This window comes from Amycolatopsis sp. NBRC 101858 (genome assembly GCF_030269325.1).
GTDB lineage: Bacteria > Actinomycetota > Actinomycetes > Mycobacteriales > Pseudonocardiaceae > Amycolatopsis > Amycolatopsis ponsaeliensis.
Genome location: NZ_BSTD01000002.1, coordinates 1,743,269 through 1,759,009 on the forward strand (window position 1 = coordinate 1,743,269; position 15,741 = coordinate 1,759,009).

Annotated in this window: 15 protein-coding genes; 8 read left to right on the plus strand and 7 right to left on the minus strand. The window is 71.8% G+C overall.

Features of this window, described 5'->3' with window-relative positions:
* The first annotated feature begins 31 nt into the window (after positions 1-31).
* Positions 32-1,066 carry a hypothetical protein gene (locus QSK39_RS21075; protein WP_285479475.1) on the plus strand — a complete coding sequence of 345 codons (1,035 nt, stop codon included), beginning with the start codon at positions 32-34 and terminating at the stop codon, positions 1,064-1,066.
* On the opposite strand, the gene QSK39_RS21080 is transcribed toward QSK39_RS21075, so the two are convergent.
* The 3 genes from QSK39_RS21080 to QSK39_RS21090 form a co-directional block, all read right to left on the minus strand.
* Entirely contained in the window at positions 1,026-3,611 is a 2,586-nt protein-coding gene (locus QSK39_RS21080) for a cation-translocating P-type ATPase (RefSeq protein ID WP_285479476.1), read from the minus strand. The genes QSK39_RS21075 and QSK39_RS21080 overlap by 41 nt on opposite strands.
* Before the next feature lie 67 nt (positions 3,612-3,678).
* Entirely contained in the window at positions 3,679-3,834 is a 156-nt protein-coding gene (locus QSK39_RS21085) for a hypothetical protein (protein ID WP_285479477.1), read from the minus strand.
* 46 nt (positions 3,835-3,880) lie between these two features.
* A complete protein-coding gene (locus QSK39_RS21090; RefSeq protein WP_285479478.1) occupies positions 3,881-4,390 on the minus strand; it encodes a flavodoxin family protein in 510 nt (169 codons plus the stop codon).
* Positions 4,391-4,542: 152 nt separating this feature from the next.
* Between QSK39_RS21090 and QSK39_RS21095 the strand changes: the two genes are divergently transcribed.
* The 6 genes from QSK39_RS21095 to QSK39_RS21120 are packed head-to-tail and all read left to right on the plus strand — an operon-like array spanning position 4,543 to position 9,821.
* Positions 4,543-5,235, plus strand: a complete 693-nt coding sequence (locus QSK39_RS21095) for a response regulator transcription factor (RefSeq protein ID WP_285479939.1) — start codon at positions 4,543-4,545, stop codon at positions 5,233-5,235.
* Positions 5,232-6,611, plus strand: a complete 1,380-nt coding sequence (locus QSK39_RS21100; RefSeq protein WP_285479479.1) for a HAMP domain-containing sensor histidine kinase — start codon at positions 5,232-5,234, stop codon at positions 6,609-6,611. Before QSK39_RS21095 ends, QSK39_RS21100 begins: the two co-directional genes overlap by 4 nt.
* Before the next feature lie 48 nt (positions 6,612-6,659).
* Complete coding sequence (locus QSK39_RS21105; RefSeq protein WP_285479480.1) at positions 6,660-8,042, plus strand: ferredoxin reductase family protein; 1,383 nt, start codon at positions 6,660-6,662, stop codon at positions 8,040-8,042.
* Between the two features lie 13 nt (positions 8,043-8,055).
* Entirely contained in the window at positions 8,056-8,499 is a 444-nt protein-coding gene (locus tag QSK39_RS21110) for an FMN-binding protein (protein WP_285479481.1), read from the plus strand.
* Positions 8,496-9,230, plus strand: coding sequence for an FAD:protein FMN transferase (locus QSK39_RS21115; RefSeq protein ID WP_285479482.1), 735 nt, complete (start codon positions 8,496-8,498; stop codon positions 9,228-9,230). Before QSK39_RS21110 ends, QSK39_RS21115 begins: the two co-directional genes overlap by 4 nt.
* Before the next feature lie 45 nt (positions 9,231-9,275).
* Positions 9,276-9,821: a DUF2231 domain-containing protein gene (locus tag QSK39_RS21120; RefSeq protein WP_285479483.1), complete on the plus strand. Its 546-nt coding sequence runs from the start codon at positions 9,276-9,278 to the stop codon at positions 9,819-9,821.
* Positions 9,822-10,532: 711 nt separating this feature from the next.
* On the opposite strand, the gene QSK39_RS21125 is transcribed toward QSK39_RS21120, so the two are convergent.
* From QSK39_RS21125 to mhpA, 3 genes are read right to left on the minus strand one after another with little or no spacing between them, the layout of a single operon-like run.
* Positions 10,533-11,552 (minus strand): VOC family protein, encoded by a 1,020-nt coding sequence (locus QSK39_RS21125; RefSeq protein ID WP_285479484.1) that lies wholly within the window; start codon positions 11,550-11,552, stop codon positions 10,533-10,535.
* Positions 11,549-12,409: an alpha/beta fold hydrolase gene (locus QSK39_RS21130; protein ID WP_285479485.1), complete on the minus strand. Its 861-nt coding sequence runs from the start codon at positions 12,407-12,409 to the stop codon at positions 11,549-11,551. The genes QSK39_RS21125 and QSK39_RS21130 overlap by 4 nt, the downstream gene beginning before the upstream one ends.
* A 5-nt stretch (positions 12,410-12,414) precedes the next feature.
* Positions 12,415-13,998 carry a bifunctional 3-(3-hydroxy-phenyl)propionate/3-hydroxycinnamic acid hydroxylase MhpA gene (gene mhpA, locus QSK39_RS21135; protein WP_285479486.1) on the minus strand — a complete coding sequence of 528 codons (1,584 nt, stop codon included), beginning with the start codon at positions 13,996-13,998 and terminating at the stop codon, positions 12,415-12,417.
* A 108-nt stretch (positions 13,999-14,106) separates the two neighbouring features.
* Here mhpA and QSK39_RS21140 point away from each other — a divergent pair, with 108 nt between their 5' ends.
* Positions 14,107-14,760 (plus strand): TetR/AcrR family transcriptional regulator, encoded by a 654-nt coding sequence (locus tag QSK39_RS21140; RefSeq protein WP_285479487.1) that lies wholly within the window; start codon positions 14,107-14,109, stop codon positions 14,758-14,760.
* Here the strand turns inward: QSK39_RS21140 and QSK39_RS21145 are convergent.
* Positions 14,750-15,721, minus strand: a complete 972-nt coding sequence (locus tag QSK39_RS21145) for an amidohydrolase family protein (RefSeq protein WP_285479488.1) — start codon at positions 15,719-15,721, stop codon at positions 14,750-14,752. The genes QSK39_RS21140 and QSK39_RS21145 overlap by 11 nt on opposite strands.
* Positions 15,722-15,741 lie beyond the last annotated feature (20 nt).

Consider the following 15,741-nt stretch of genomic DNA (forward strand, 5'->3'; position numbering starts at 1 on the left):
GTCCGGCCCTGCGATCCGGATCCCGCCGAGCGTGCACTGGCGTTATGACGAACGTCGAGCGGAAACCGCACACCGGCCCCGCCACACCGGACCGGCTGCTCCTGCGGCTGCTGGCCTCGGCTCTCTTCCCCTGGCCGGCTCGAAGCTCGCCGCTCTGCGGTACCGGCCGGCCGGTGCGGCCGCGCCGATCGCGTTCCCGGTCCAGTACGCGCGCTCGGGCGACCAGGTCTTCGTCGCCGCCGGGCACCCGGAACGGAAACGCTGGTGGCGGCACTTCCGCCCCGGCTCGCGGGCGGAGCTCCTGGTCGGTGGCCGGTGGACCGCGACCGAAGGGCAGCTGCTCACCGGCGAGGCCCGGGTCACGGCGGCCGGCGCGTACCGCCGGCGATTCCCCCGCGCGGTCCTGACGCCGGAGACGCCGATCGTCGCCTTCCCCGCCGCGCCGGTCAGCCCCCTGCGGGGCACGGCGCTGGCCCGCACCTGGTTTCTCGTGGTGACGCTCGCCGAGTTCTTCGGCTTCGCCATTCCGGCGGTGGCCGGCGCGCTGACCGCGAACGGCCCCGCGGCCGTTTCGGTCCCCGCGCTGCTGCTGGCCGGGGCCGCCGAAGGCGCCGCACTCGGCGGTGGCCAGGCGCTGGTCCTGCGGTACGCCGTTCCCGCGCTGACCGCCCGGCGCTGGGTGGCCGCCACCGCGGCCGCCGCGTCCTTCGCCTACCTGGTCGGCTTGGCCCCGAGCACGTGGGCCTCGGCTCTGCCGACCTGGCCGCCCCTCGTGCTCTGGCCGGTGGCTGCCGTCCTGGCGAGCGCCCTGCTGCTGTCGATCGGCTTGGCCCAATGGCTCGTCCTGCGCCGCCACCTCGCCCACTCGGCCCGGTGGATCGGCACCACCGCGGCCGCGTGGCTGCTCGGGCTGGCGGCCTTCCTCGGCGTCACGATGCCGCTGTGGCAGCCCGGGCAGTCGCTCGGCACCACCGTCCTCATCGGCGTCCTCGGCGGGCTGCTGATGGCGGCGACCACCTCGGCGGTCACCGGTGCCGCTCTCGCGCGCCTGCCCGGACTGCGGTGAACCGCTGCCACAGCAGCTTGTCCGCCTCCACCACCGCGAACGCCGCCACCGAAGCACCCAGCACCCACAGCCACGACGAAATCCCGACCGGTGCGGTGTGGAACCACGAGTTCATGACCGGCACGTAGGTCAGCAGAAGCTGGAGCCCGGCCGTCAACCCGAGGCCCAGCGCGAACATCCGGCTGTGCCCGGGCCACGCGCGCACCACCGGACGGTCCAGCGACCGGCAGCTGAGCAGGTACGCGGCCTGGACTCCGACGAACACGTTGATCGCGGTCGTCCGGGCCTCCTCGATCACCACCCCGGACGCGAGCTGCAGCCGGTAGGCGCCGAACGCTGCGACCACGAGCAGCAGCGAGACCAGCACCACCCGGCGCAGCAGCGCCGCGGTGAACAGCGGACGCGAAGGGGGCCGCGGCGGACGGCGCATGACGCCGGGCTCGGTCGGCTCGAACGCCATCGTCAAGCCCAAGAACACCGCCGTGGTCATGTTGATCCACAGGATCTGCACCGGCACGATCGGCAGCGTCGCGCCGAGCAGGATCGCCACCAGCACGACCATGCCCTCGCCGATGTTGGCCGGAAGCGTCCAGGCGATGAACTTGCGCAGGTTGTCGAACACCCCGCGGCCCACCCGAACGGCCGCCTCGATCGACGCGAAGTCGTCACCGGTCAGCACCATGTCCGCGGCCTGGCGGGCAGCGTCGGTCCCGCCCTTGCCCATCGCGACGCCGATGTCCGCGCGGCGCAACGCCGGTGCGTCGTTCACCCCGTCGCCGGTCATCGCGACGACGTGCCCGCGCCGCTGCAACGCCTGCACCAGCTCGAGCTTCTGGCCCGGGGACACCCGCGCGAACACCTGCGTGCCGGCCACCGCGTCGTCTACCTCGGACGCGGGCAGCTCCGTCAGCTCTGCCCCGGTGAGGACGCGCGGGGAATCGGCCAGTCCGACGGCTTCGGCGACCGCGAGCGCCGTTCCGGCATGGTCACCGGTGATCATCTTGACGTCGACGCCGGCGCTCCGGCAGGCCTCGACCGCGGTGATCGCCTCGGGTCGCGGTGGGTCCTGCATCGCCTGCAGGCCCAGCAGAACGGGCTCCGGCGTGAGGCGGGCGAACGCGAGCACCCGCAGGCCCTGCGCGGTCAGCGTCCGGTGCAGCCGATCGAGTGCCTCCCGGTCGAGGGGACGCTCGCCGCCGCCGGGCCGCAGCTCGGTCTCGCACCGGGCCGCGACCTCTTCGACGGCGCCCTTGAGGTAGCCGACCGAGCCGTGCACCGTCGTCATCGTCCGCGTCTCGGACTCGAACGGGACGGTCTCCGTGCGCGGCGAGGCGGCCCGGATCGCCGCAGGGTCCAGCCCGGCCCCGATGGCGGAGCCGAGCAGCGCGATCTCCGTCGGGTCGCCCTCGTCGAGCTCCGCGTCGTTGCACAACACCCCGGCGACCAGGCATTCCTGAAGCTCGCCGGCGGTGATGGGCACGAGCTCGCCCGCCGCCGCGAGGGTGGTCACGGTCATCCGGTTGCGGGTCAGGGTGCCGGTCTTGTCCGTGCAGATCACCGTCGTGCCGCCGAGGGTCTCGACCGCGGGCAGGTGCCGGACGATCGCGCCGCGCCGGGACATCCGCACCACGCCGATGGCCAGCACGATCGCGACCGCGGCCGGCAGGCCCTCGGGGATCGCGCCGACCGCGAGGGCGACCACGGCGGTGAACATCTCCGGCGCCGGCTTGCCTCGCACGACACCGAGCGCGAACGCGCCGGCCGAGACCGCGACGATCACGACGCTCAGCTGCCGCGAGAACCGGGCCAGCTTGCGCGTCAATGGCGTGGTGACGACTTCGGCGGTGGCCACCAGGTGCTGGATGTCGCCCAGCTGCGTGCCGCCGCCGGTCGCGGTGACCACGCCGCGGGCCTGGCCGCGCGTCACCAGCGTCCCCGAGTACGCCGAGCCGGTGCGGTCGGCGACCGGAGCCGACGCCGCCACCGAATCGACCGACTTCACCACCGGCACCGACTCCCCGGTCAGCGCGGACTCGTCGATCTCGGCGCGGTGCGCCTCGAAGAGCCGCACGTCGGCGGGGACGCGATCGCCCGCGGCCAGCTCTACGACGTCCCCCGGCACCAACCGGGCGGCCGGGACGCGCTGCGGGACACCGTCGCGGACGACGGTCGCCTCCAGCGGGACCATGGTGGACAGGGCCTCCAGCGCCCGCTGTGCCCGCGACTCCTGCACGAACCCGACGACGGCGTTCAGCAGCACGACCCCGCCGATCACCCCGGCGTCGACGTGGCCGCCGAACACCCACGTCACCGCGCCCGCGAGCAGCAGGACGTAGATGAGCGGGTTGTGGAACTGGACGAGGAACCGCCGCAGCGGCCCCGGTCCGGCGGGCACGCTGACGGTGTTGGGGCCGAAGCGGCTCAGCCGCGCTTCGACCTCGTCACCGTGCAGCCCGCACCGTGGATCGACGCCGAGCCGCTCGGCGACCGCGGTCGCGGGGAGGGCGTGGAACTCGCCCGTGCCGGTCACTGTTCCGGAGTTCACTGTGCCGCCTCCAGGCCTTCGTCGTCTTCTGATCCCCGGGTCGCCGCGGCCAGCCGGGCAGCGGACGTCACTGGGTCTCCAATGCCGCCCGCCGCACCTCGTCGAGGTCGCCGGTGACCCGCAGCGCCGGCCGGACGTACGCGAGCGGATCCGCGACGAGCTTCTCGGCCGGGGCCGGTGATCCGGAGGTGACGGCCACCCCGGTCCGCGCGTCCAGCAGCACGAACTTCCTCCTCCACCCCGACCGTCGGCACGCCCCCCGACGGCGGTCAGGCCACGATGCGGCCCAGGGCCGCACCCCACGCCTCGGCCCGCTCGGCCTCACCGGACTTCAGGCCGGCGTCCGCCGGGCTCGTTTCGACGAAGAAGCTCTCCGCGGGCACCACGAGCCGGCATCCGAGCCGGCGCAGCCGCTTGGCCTCGCCGAGCGACGCGGCGCCGGTGAGCACACGCGCCTTCTCCACCCGGGTGTCGAAGGTCGCGACGGGCAGCCCGCCCGGCGCGGACTCGAGCGAGTCCAGCCATTCGCGCATGCCGGTCCGCGACCGGACCGGGCCGGACGTCTGGTCCGCGGCCGACTTCCGGGTCGCGGCCCGGCTCATGCCGTGCACGTGGGTCGGGCCGCCGATGACGAGCAGGTCGACGCCGGTCAGGTCCCGTGGCGCTTTGTCGACGTTGACCACCTCGGCCGGGGCGGACACGGCCAGCCCCTTGCCGACGGCCTCGGCCACCTCCTCGGTGGCGCCGAGCATCGACTCGAAGACGACGAGGATCCGCATGGCCGTTCCTTTCAGCGGTCGAGCCGGTGCCACTGATTTGTGGTGTGTTCAGGAAATCGCGCCGCGGCCGGCGGCGCCGTGGTCCTCGGTCACCAGTGCCCGGGACCAACGGCTCTGCGCTCGGCACGACGCGGTGACCACGCGCGGGCATGATGGCGGGCATGCCGCACCGTGTCCTGCTCGCCGACGACGACCGCGCGATCCGCGAATCGCTCGTGCGCGCGCTCGAGCTCGAAAGCTACGACGTCACCGAGGTGACCGACGGTGTGAACGCGCTGGCCACGGCCCGGCGCGAAGAGTTCGACGTGCTGATCCTCGACGTCATGATGCCCGGCGTCGACGGGCTCGGCGTCTGCCGCGTCCTGCGCGCCGAAGGCGACCCCACCCCGATCCTCATGCTGACCGCGCGGGTCGAAACCCCCGATCGCGTGGCCGGCCTGGACGCCGGCGCCGACGACTACCTACCCAAGCCCTTCGAGCTCGACGAGCTCCTCGCCCGGCTACGAGCCCTGCTGCGCCGCACATCAGCTGAACCGGAGGCACGGCGCACGCTGCGGCTGGACGAGCTGGCCGTCGACCCCGCCGCCCGCCGCGTGTGGTGGCACGGCACCGAGATCACCCTGTCCAAGACCGAGTTCGACCTCCTGGAACTGCTGGTCCGCAACGCCGGGATCGTGCTCGACCGCACCACCATCTACCAGCGGATCTGGGGCTACGAATTCGGCTCGGACTCGAAGAACCTCGCCGTCTACATCGGCTACCTCCGGCGCAAGCTCGAGCAGGTCGGTGCCGCGGACCTGATCCACACCGTGCGCGGCGTGGGCTATTCGGTGCGCCCGTCGTGAACCTGCGCAGCAAGCTCGCGATCGCGTTCGCCGGAGTCGGCGCCGCCGCGGCGATCCTGGTCGGGGTGTTCAGCTACCAAGCCGCTTCCCAGCGCATCGACGCCGAGCTGGACCGCTCGCTGCTCACGACCTCGGCGGAAGTCGCGGCCGGCGCGACGCAGGTCCTCGCCCCCAGCCCGGTCACCCGCGGCCCCGATGACGACGACCACGACGAAGCCCAGCCCATGGTCGCCCAGTCGATCACCCCGGACGGGACCGCCCGCTCGCTCGGCGGCCGCCCGGTGCACCTGCCCGTCGACGACGCCGACCGCGCGCTGGCCGCCACCGGCTCCCTCGGCGACCACCGCTACTGGAACCTCACCGCCGGCCGCGACGACTACCGCGTGATCACCGTCGCCCTCGGGCCGGGCCGGGGAGCCGTCCAGCTCGGCATCGACGTGGACGAGTCCCGGCACGTGCTGAGCGCGCTCGCCGCTCGCATCACCGGCGTCAGCGCCCTGGTCCTGGTCGTCGCAGCGCTGGCCGGCTGGCTGCTGGCCCGCCAGATCACCCGGCGGCTGGTCCGCCTGACCGACGTGACCGAGCAGGTCAGCGACGGCCGCCTCGACGACGTCACCGTCCCGACCGGTGGCGGGGACGAGGTCGGGCGGCTCGCGACGTCCTTCGACCGCATGCTCGGCCGCCTCGCCGACGCCCGCGACGACCAGGAACGCCTGGTCCAGGACGCCGCCCACGAGCTGCGGACCCCGCTCACCAGCCTGCGCACCAACGCCAGCGTCCTGCGCCGGTTCGCCGAGCTGAGCCCGCAGGCACGCGAGCGGCTCCTCGACGACGTCGACGGCGAGGCCCGCGAGCTGACCCACCTGATCGACGAGCTCGTCGAGCTCGCCACCCACCGCTACGAAGCCGAGGAGCCCACGACAGTCGCGTTGCGTGAGATCGTCGAGCGGGCCGCCGATCGCGTCCGGCGTCGCTCCGGCCGCGCCATCACCGTCGCCGCCGACGCCACCACGCTGTCCGGCCAGGCGAAAGCACTCGAACGCGCGGTGGCGAACCTGCTGGAAAACGCCGTGAAGTTCGCCCCGGACGGCCCGATCGAGGCCGAGGTGCGAGACGGGCGGGTCCAGGTCCTCGATCGTGGCCCCGGCATCGGCGAAGCGGACACGGCCCGCGTGTTCGACCGGTTCCACCGGGCCGACGGGGCCCGCGGCCTGCCCGGATCGGGCCTCGGGCTGGCCATCGTCCGCGAGATCGCCCTCGCCCACGGCGGCGCGGTGTTCGCCGAGCCGCGGCCGGGCGGCGGCTCGGCGGTCGGCTTCACCGTCGGTGCCGACGTTCTCTTACCGAGTTCTCACCCTGATCACGTCGGCGGCTAACCGCGCTCGGGAAGGGTGGATCTCGAAGCGATCACCCCGAGGAGCCCGATGTCCGCCACTCTCGTCGCCCGTCGCGCCGCGCGGCCCGCCGTTCGCGTGTGGTGGCGCGACGCCGCCGGGCTGACCGCCTGGTCGAGCGCCCTGTTCGTGGTCGCGCTCTGGGTGTCCGGGCGTGGCCTGCAGGACCTCGGCACCGACTTCTTCACCTCGGCGGGACGGCTCACCGGGCTGGTGTCGGCGGACCTCCTGCTGCTGCAGGTGCTGCTGATGGCCCGCATCCCGTGGGTGGAGCGCAGCTACGGCCAGGACGAGCTGGCCCGCCGCCACCGGCTCACCGGGTTCACGTCGATCATGCTGCTGGCCGCGCACCTCGTGCTCATCACCCTCGGGTACGCGACGACCGACCGTTCCGGCGTGGTCTCCGAGGCGTGGACGCTGGTCACCACCTACCCCGGCATGCTCCTGGCGACAGCCGGGACGGCCGCGCTGGTCATGGTCGCCGTGACATCGGTGCGCGCCGCCCGCCGTCGCCTGCGGTACGAGTCCTGGCACCTGCTGCACCTCTACGCCTACCTGGGCGCCGGCCTGGCGTTGCCGCACCAGCTGTGGACCGGCGCCGACTTCACCGCCTCCCCGGTGGCGACGGCGTTCTGGTGGACCGCCTACGCGGCGGCAGCGGGTGCCGTGCTCGTGTTCCGTCTCGGGCTGCCGGTGTGGCTCAACGCCCGGCATCGGCTGGTCGTGGAGCAGGTGGTGCCGGAAGGCCGCGGTGTCGTCTCGGTGTACCTGACCGGCCGCGACCTCGACCGGCTTCCCGTAGCCGCGGGCCAGTTCTTCGTCTGGCGGTTCGGCTCCGGGCCGGGTTGGACGCGCGGCAAGCCGTTCTCCCTCTCGGCCGCCCCGGACGGGCACCGGCTGCGGATCACGGCGAAGGACCTCGGAGCGGGCAGCCGCCGGCTGGCCACGCTGCGCCCCGGCACGCCCGCGCTGTTCGAAGGCCCCTACGGCCGGCTGACCGGAACCGTCCGCAAAGGACGGAAGGTCGCCCTGTTCGCCTCCGGCATCGGGATCACGCCCTTGCGCGCGCTCCTGGACGAACTCCCGTACCGACCCGGGGAAGCCGTGCTGTTCCAGCGCGCCGGCCACCCGGCGGACCTGCTGTTCCGCCAGGAGCTGGAAGACCTGGCCGCCCGCCGTGGCGTCCGGATCCACTATTTGCTCGGGCGCCGGGCCCGCGACCGCGCGTCGTGGCTTCCGGCCGGCTACGCGCCGGTGCCCGACGAGCAGGTGTTGCGCCACCTGGTGCCCGACATCGCCGAGCACGACCTCTACGTCTGCGGCCCCGACGCCTGGACCGGCGCCGTGCTCGACACCGCGCGCCGGGCCGGCGTCCCCGCCGACCGCGTCCACGCCGAGCGGTTCGCCTGGTAGGAAAGGACTTCCGATGCGCCGGATCGCCATTGCTCTCGCCGCGACGGTTTCGATCGTCGTGCTGCTGTTCAGCTACCGCACCAGCACCGACTCGACGCCGGTCACCGCGGCGCGGCCGCTCGGCGGCGCACAGCCGTCCCACACCACGAGCCCGACCACGTCCGGCGGCACCTCGGGGGGCGACGGCACGTTCACCGGAAGTGCCGCCGACACCCGCTACGGGCCGGTGCAGGTGCAGATCACCGTCGCCGGCGGCAAGATCACCGACGCCGAGGCCATCCAGTACCCCCAGGAAAGCGGCCGCGACGTCCGGATCAACTCCGCCGCCGTGCCCGAGCTGAACCAGGAGACGCTGCAGGCCCAGAACGCGCAGATCGACACGGTCAGCGGCGCGACGTACACCTCGGAGGGTTACCAGCAGTCCCTGCAGTCCGCGATCGACCAGGCCCATCGGTGACCGATGCGCCCCGGCACCGCCGGTCCTGGGCCTGGCCCGTCATGGGTACGCAGGTCAGCCTCCACCTCCGGGGCCCGCGCGTGGACACCGACCCGGCCGTCGAACCGGCCGTGGCCGCGGTGTTCGGACACCTGCGGACCGCCGACGAGCTGTTCAGCACCTTTCGGCCCGACAGCCAGGTCACCGCTATCCGCCGCGGCGGGCTCCCCCGCGACCGGTGGCACCCGTGGGTCACCGAAGTCGTCGCGCTGTGCGAAGAGGCCAGAGAACGCACCGACGGCTACTTCGACCCGTGGTGCCTGCCCGGCGGCTTCGACCCGTCCGGTCTGGTGAAGGGCTGGGCCGCCGAAGGCGCCGCGGCTCACCTCACCCGGCTGCACGGGTACGACCACTACCTCAACGCCGGCGGCGACATCACGGCATCCACGCACACCGGGCCGTGGCGGGTCGGCATCGAGAACCCCCGCGACCCGCACGACTTCCTCGCCGTCGTCGACCTGCGCACCGGCGGCCTCGCGACCTCCGGTACGGCCGCCCGCGGCGACCACATCGTGGATCCGCACACCGGCCGGCGCACGAGCAACCTGCTGTCGGTGACGGTGCGGGGTCCGACCCTGGTGTGGGCCGACGTCAACGCCACGGCGGCGTTCGCCCGCGGCGGCAACGTTTCCCGCTGGGTTGCCACGCGAGCACCCGGCTACGAAGTGGCGGCGCTCGCCCGTGCTCCCTGAAAACCTTTTCCCAGAACGATCCCACCACACTCCACAAAGGACATGATGACCACCGTCAACGGCCTGCCCGCCCACATCCTGCTCGTGCACGCGATCGTCGTCCTGCTGCCCCTGGCCGCACTGCTGCTGGTACTGAGCGCGCTCTGGCCGGCGGCCCGCGCCAAGCTGGCCGGCCCGAACGCGATCCTGTCGGTCCTGGTCGTGGCGCTGGTCCCGATCACCACGGACGCCGGAGAATGGCTCGAACGCCGGGTGGCGTCGACCCCGCTGGTCCGCACCCACACCGAACTCGGCGACACCGCCCTCTGGGTCGCGATCCCGGTCGCCGTCCTGGCCCTGGTGGTGTGGTGGCGCCGCCGCGAAAGCCTCGCGTCCCAGGCCGCCGACACGAATTCGGCCGCGGTCACCACCCGCCGCCGCACGTTCCTCGCCCCGGCGTCCACCGCGGTCACCGTGGTGCTCTCGGTCCTGGCCGTAGTGGCCGCGGGCGCGACGTTCTACGACATCTACCGCATCGGCGATTCCGGCGCCCAGGCCAGTTGGCAGGGCCAGTTCAGCACCACACCGGCTCCCCGCGGTCCTCGTCCCTGACGCAGACAGGGCCGAGAATAGGCCGTTATACGCCGTTACCCCGGGGACATTTCAGCTGGGCTGTCCGGGCTGACGTTCCGGAGCTCTCCGTCATGAGGCCAAGACAGACGCATCCGCTCAGCGTGACCTCACCTCGACCGTCCCCGAGCCGGAAGCCGACTTGCTCGCGCGGTGGATGACCACAGGCAGAGCCACCCGCCACGCTCCCCCACAAAAGCCCGCCGGCAGTTTGCGGTTCGCCTTGGCCACCCAACTGCTGGCCGCGATCACCGGCCCAAACCGCTTAATCGACGCCATCGTGGTCGGCGAGTACGAGCGCGCCTTCACCGGCACCCAATTCGCCACCCTCTACGCCTGGTGCACCCGGTACGGCATTCAGCTGTGGCCGCCCGAAACAGGAGGCCCGGTCGATCTCGCCAACCACGATCACCGGGCACTGCTATCCCTCCTCGCGACCCAGTCGCAGCGCGAAGTCCTGCGCGCCCGCCACCGCGTGCTGGCCGCGATGCACAACCAGGCCACCCAGCAAGGCCGCTACCTCGGCGGTCGATCGCCCCTTGGCCACGCCGGGCGCGAGGGGGTGGCGCGCTCTCCTGCGTGTCATCCCGTCACACCGCGCACGAGCTGGACGCCGAGGCCCGCCGACTGCGCGGGCACGAGCCCATCGATGATCACCGAGCAGACCGTGGGCCTCGTTCGCCAGCCTGCCGATCAACCGCCGCTGAGGGCGGGAACGGTGTCCTCACGAAAGGCCAACGACCGCGCGGCATTCTTGAACTGGGCGAGTTTGCCGACGACGGTCTCCCCCACCGGCGTGTGCCCCCAGATGCTGATTCCCCGATAGGTGGTGGGTTCCCAGGTCGCTTCGGACTCGGGCCCGATGACGATCGGGTTCCAGCCGACCTCGAGTTCGAAGCCGGACGGGGTGACGCAGTAGTAGGAGAGCTCCCGGTCGTTGGTGTGCTGGCCGACCGACCACGCCATCCGGAAGCCGAGCCGCTTGACCCGGTGGAAGGAATCCAGCATGTCCTCGAGCGTGCCGGCCTGGATGTTGATGTGCTGGCACTTCGTGCGGATCGGGTCGATCTTCAGCCCGCGCAAGTTCGCGATGGCGATCGAGTGATGGCGCTCGTTGACCCGCAGGAACCGGATCTTCATCATCAGGCCGCTGACGTTCTCGTCGATGTAGTCGGTCAGCCGCGAGTCGAAGACCGTGTTGTAGTAGCCGCGCAGCGACTCCGGCTCGCGGGACATGATCGCGACGTGGCCCATACCTTTTTCTCCGGTCACCCAGCCGGAGTTCACCATGACCAGGGGCTCCGGCGTCGTGAGCGGCGCGGTGAAGATCTCTTGGACGATGCCCTTCGGGCCCGGAAACCGCCACAGCCGCTCGACGCCGCGCCGGGCTGCCTCGTCGTCGGAGCCTTCACGGACCGGCACGCCGCGATCGACGACCCGGCGGATGATCCGGTCGAAGGTTTCGTGGTCGTCGATCTGCCAGCCCAGCGCCATCAGGTCTTCGGCCGGACCGCGTCCGATGAGGAACCGGCACTGCCGGTCGTCCAGCCGGAACCGCAGGGTGTCGCGGTCGAGTTCGTCGACGTGCAGGCCGATCGCGTCCTTGCCGAAGCGGTGCCAGTCGGTCAGCCGCAGCGACTCCACGACGACGTAGCCGAGGTGCACCGAGCCGAAGACCGACTCGTCGTCGTTCGGTCGGAGGAATCCGTTCATGAAGCCGCACCCAGGAAGCGCAGGGCGAGTGCGTTGAACAGGTCGGCGCGTTCCCATTGCACCCAATGGCCGGTGTTCGCGACGAGGTAGAGGTCGCAGTCCGGCATCGCGTCGACGAGCAGCTGCCCGCCACCGGGCCGGTTGACCTGGTCCGCTGCGCCCCAGATCACCAGCGTCGGGTGGGTGACGTTCGCGAGCCGCGAGCCGCGGGTCAGGTCCATCCGCCACAGCGTGCGCAGGGCGCGCGAGCCGGACGGCCTGCGCAGTGGCGGATTCGCCACCACCTCGGGGTCGATGCTGGCCTGATAGCGCAGTTCGATCAGCTCGTCCGGCACGGACGCGCCGTCGCGCACCAGGTGGCAGCGGATGAAGCGTTCGAGCTTGTCCCGGCTCGGACCGGCGCCGCCGTAGTACGCGAGCAGTGCGTTCAGCCCCTTCGTGGGCAGCGCCCGGGTGGTGCCGATGCCCCCGGGACCCATCAGGATCAGCCGGTCCACCTTCTCCGGCCGGTCCATCGCCAGGCGCAGTGCGGCCGCGCCGCCGTAGGAGTTTCCGACCACGTGCGCGCGATCCACGCCCACGGCGTCCAGCAAGCCGCCGACCGCCCCTGCCAGGGAGCCGAACGGGTCGCGCTGGTCGATGTGCTTGCCCGAGCGTCCGTAGCCGGGCAGATCCGGGACGAGGACGCGATGGGTTTCCGCGAGGACGTCGATGTTGCGGGCGTAGTTGGACATCCCGGTCGCGCCGGGCCCGCCGCCGTGCAGCAGGACCACGGGCGGGCCGTCACCGGCTTCGGTGAAGAAGATGTCCTGGCCGCGAACGCGGACCGACCTTTCGCGCAGCGTTGCGGAACTCATGACGGTTACCTCCGGACGGGCTGGCGGTCAGCGGATGACGACGTGGCGCGAAGCCCCGTCGGCGGTGAAGACAGCGATTCCCCCGGGGCAGCCGCCGCGTAGACGACGCGGTCGGGTCGAAGGACGAGCGCGGACGCACGGTGGCGGCGCAGCCAATCGGCGAGTACGTCGCCGTCGTCGACGACGGCTCCGTCCCGGGCGCGTGACCCCGGGGACAGGATCTCGACCACGGTCGCCCCGGCGCGCGTCCAGGCCGAGGTGTCCGGCGCGGGCCCGTGGTGCACCACGACCCAGCCCGCGCCCAGCACGTCGTCGAGCCGCGCCCGGGCTCCGGCCCCGTCCCTGACCCAGGGTTGCGGGATCTTGCGACCCCGCGCCCGGGTCCGGCCATCGGCGAGAAACCCTTGTGCATAGTGCACGTCCGGGATCCACGCCGACTTCTGCAGGCCACCGCTGAGCGGTCCGATCGACCTCACCCCGCGGAACACGGCGTTGCGGATCGTCGTCAGCAGCGGTCGCCGCTCGGTGATGATGCGCCCGACCGCTACGGCCCGCCGGGTCATACCTCGAACGTGCGGCTGGCGTTCGGTTTCGTAGGAGTCCAGAACCGACTCGGGCAACCGGCCCGACACCACGCCCGCGAGCTTCCAGCACAGGTTGCCCGCGTCCCGGACGCCGGCCGCCATTCCCTGGCCGATCCAGGGCGGCATCACGTGGGCGGCGTCACCGGCGAGGAAGATCCGACCGGCCCGCCATCGTGAGGCGAAGCGGACATGGTGGCGGTACACCACGGCGCGCAGGATCTTGACCTGGCGTTCGGTGATGCCCTGCCTGCCGAGCAGCCGCCAGACCGCCGCGTCGGTGACCAGTTCCTGCTCGTCTTCCCCCGGCAGGACCGGGAATTCCCAGCGGTGGTGGCCCAGCGGGGTCGGGCAGTCCACCGCGGGACGGCTCGGGTCGCAGTGGAACCGCAGGCGGTCATGGGCCGGCCACTCGGACCGGACCTCCGTGTCGATCACGACCCAGCGGTCCTCGTAGGTACGGCCGTCGAAGCCGATTCCCAGCTGCCCGCGCACCGGGCTCGAACCGCCGTCGGCCGCGATGACGTAGGAGGCGCGGACCCGGGTGAGGGTGTCCTCGCCCAGGCGGGCGAGCAGCAGTTCGACGCCACCGGCGTCCTGCTGGACCCGCAGGCATTCGTGCTCCAGCAGGACCTCGACGTTCGGGTAGCGCGTTACGCCGTCGCGCAGGGTCTGCTCGAGTGCGGGCTGGTAGATGAACAGCTGCGGCGGGTGGCCGTGACCACGCGGCTGCGGGGAGGCACTGATGAAGGATTCGCCGTCGGCATCGACGAAATCGACCGCCTTGTCGGCGAGCATGTCGGCTTTGAGCCGCTCGGCCAGGCCGGCCTGCTGCCAGATCCGCAGGACCTCTTCATCGGTCGAGATGGCTCGCGCCCGGCTGTAGATCGAGGTGTCGCGCTCGATGACGACGACCGACAGCCCGCTCGCCCCGAGCAGGTTCGCGGCGGTGACCCCGGTCGGGCCGTAGCCGATCACGGCGACGTCGTAGCCCTGGCGATCCGTCACGTCGACAGCCTCCTTGCTGTAGCGATCACTACAGTAACTTCCGTAATGGTCGCTACAGTAAGCTGGCGTGCAGACGCCGTCAAGACTCGACCGGAACCGGAGATGACCATGACCGACGACCGCGGCGCGCGCCGCCGGCGGGCGAACGGCGAAGAGTCCCGCCGCAAGATCCTCGACGCCACCGTCGAAGTCGCAGGCGAACGTGGCTACGAGGGAACCAGCATCGCGCTGGTCAGCAAGAAATGCGGACTGCCGGCGAGCTCGATCTACTGGCACTTCAAGGACAAGGACGAGCTGATCGCCGCGGTCATCGAGCGCAGCTTCGACAGCTGGCTCTCCGCCTTGACCCTCCCCGGCGAAGAGCACGGCCAGCCCGTCGAGCGGGTCACGGAAATGTCCCGTCAGGTCGCCAAATCACTGTTGGAGACGCCCGAGTTCCTCCGGCTGGGTCTCATGCTGACCCTCGAGCGGCGGCCGGAAGAACCCAGTGCCCGCACCATGTTCCTCCAGGTGCGCCACATCGCCGCCCAGCGGATCACGGCCGTGATCGGTGACTTCCTCCCCGACCTCGACGACGACTCGGTCCGGTTGCTGGCCACCTACGCCATGGCCGGCGCCGACGGGCTGTTCATCGCCAAGGAAATCGGCGGCGACAGCGTGGACCTGCTGCGCCTGTTCGAACTGCACGCCCACGTCCTGTTCGCCGCGGCGGCGCACCTGTCCGCCGGCGCGCCACCGCCCCCAGGCCTGCTCAGCCCTTGAGCCGGGGAAAGAGGCTCTCGGCGTTGCCGCGATCGATCGCGGCCCGCAGCTTGTCCTCGAGCGGGTACTGCTCGTAGGTCTTGTTCATGAACCCCACCGCGACCGCCGGGGCGAAGGGGAAGTCGCTGCCGTAGGTGATGTGGTCCGGGTCGGCCACCTCCAGCAGGCTCGGCAGGGCCGAGGGTGACGCCGAAAGCGCGATGTCGTAGTAGAACTGGCGGAGCACGGCGAGCTGCTTGGGCACCTGGCGCTTTTGGTCGAGCAGCGTCCACGCCTGTTGTGCCTTGTTCTTGGTGTTCATCATCGTGAGCAGGATGCGGTAGGAGATGTAGGGCACGAACCCACCGGCGTGGGCGAGGATGAACTTGATCCCCGGGTACTTCGCCATCGAGCCGGACAGGATCAGGCTGATCGCCGTGCGGGTGGTGTCGAGCAGGAAGTCCGCGGTGAAGGTCGGGATGCCGGGAACCTCCGGACCGGGCAGCTCGCCCGGGTGCACGAACACGGCCGCCTGGCGCTCGTGCAGGAACTTCAGCAGCGGTTCGAAGCCGGGGTCGCCGAGGTAGCGGCCGTCGTTGTTGGCCAGCAGCACGATCCCGTCGGCGTGCAGGGTGTCGAGCGCGTACTCGGCTTCGGCGAGCGCGCCTTCGACGTCGGGCAGGGTCAGGGTCGCGAAGAAGCCGAACCTGTCCGGCCGGCCGGCGACCACGGAGGCCGCGTACTCGTTGACCTCGCGGGCCCAGCGACGTGCCTCGGGGACGTCGCCGAAGTAGACGCCCGGCGTGGACAACGACAGGATGCCGGTCTGAACGCCGTGGCCGTCCATGAACTTCAGCGCCGCCGAGGCCGACCAGTCCGGCAGGTCGACGCCACCGGGCCGGATTCCCTTGTCGTGCATCCAGTCCGCGTAGCGGGGAGGTACGAGGTGCTGGTGGGTGTCGATGCGCCGGGCGCGGCTCATGGGTGAACTTCCTTTCCTGC

Excerpts from the sequence above, each read along its gene's own strand:
- QSK39_RS21145 (WP_285479488.1), bottom strand. The coding sequence starts at position 15,721 with ATGAGCCGCGCCCGGCGCATCGACACCCACCAGCACCTCGTACCTCCC.
- QSK39_RS21130 (WP_285479485.1), bottom strand. The coding sequence starts at position 12,409 with ATGAGTTCCGCAACGCTGCGCGAAAGGTCGGTCCGCGTTCGCGGCCAG.
- QSK39_RS21140 (WP_285479487.1), top strand. The coding sequence starts at position 14,107 with ATGACCGACGACCGCGGCGCGCGCCGCCGGCGGGCGAACGGCGAAGAG.
- QSK39_RS21095 (WP_285479939.1), top strand. The coding sequence starts at position 4,543 with ATGGCGGGCATGCCGCACCGTGTCCTGCTCGCCGACGACGACCGCGCG.
- QSK39_RS21105 (WP_285479480.1), top strand. The coding sequence starts at position 6,660 with ATGTCCGCCACTCTCGTCGCCCGTCGCGCCGCGCGGCCCGCCGTTCGC.
- QSK39_RS21125 (WP_285479484.1), bottom strand. The coding sequence starts at position 11,552 with ATGAACGGATTCCTCCGACCGAACGACGACGAGTCGGTCTTCGGCTCG.
- QSK39_RS21110 (WP_285479481.1), top strand. The coding sequence starts at position 8,056 with ATGCGCCGGATCGCCATTGCTCTCGCCGCGACGGTTTCGATCGTCGTG.
- QSK39_RS21090 (WP_285479478.1), bottom strand. The coding sequence starts at position 4,390 with ATGCGGATCCTCGTCGTCTTCGAGTCGATGCTCGGCGCCACCGAGGAG.
- QSK39_RS21120 (WP_285479483.1), top strand. The coding sequence starts at position 9,276 with ATGACCACCGTCAACGGCCTGCCCGCCCACATCCTGCTCGTGCACGCG.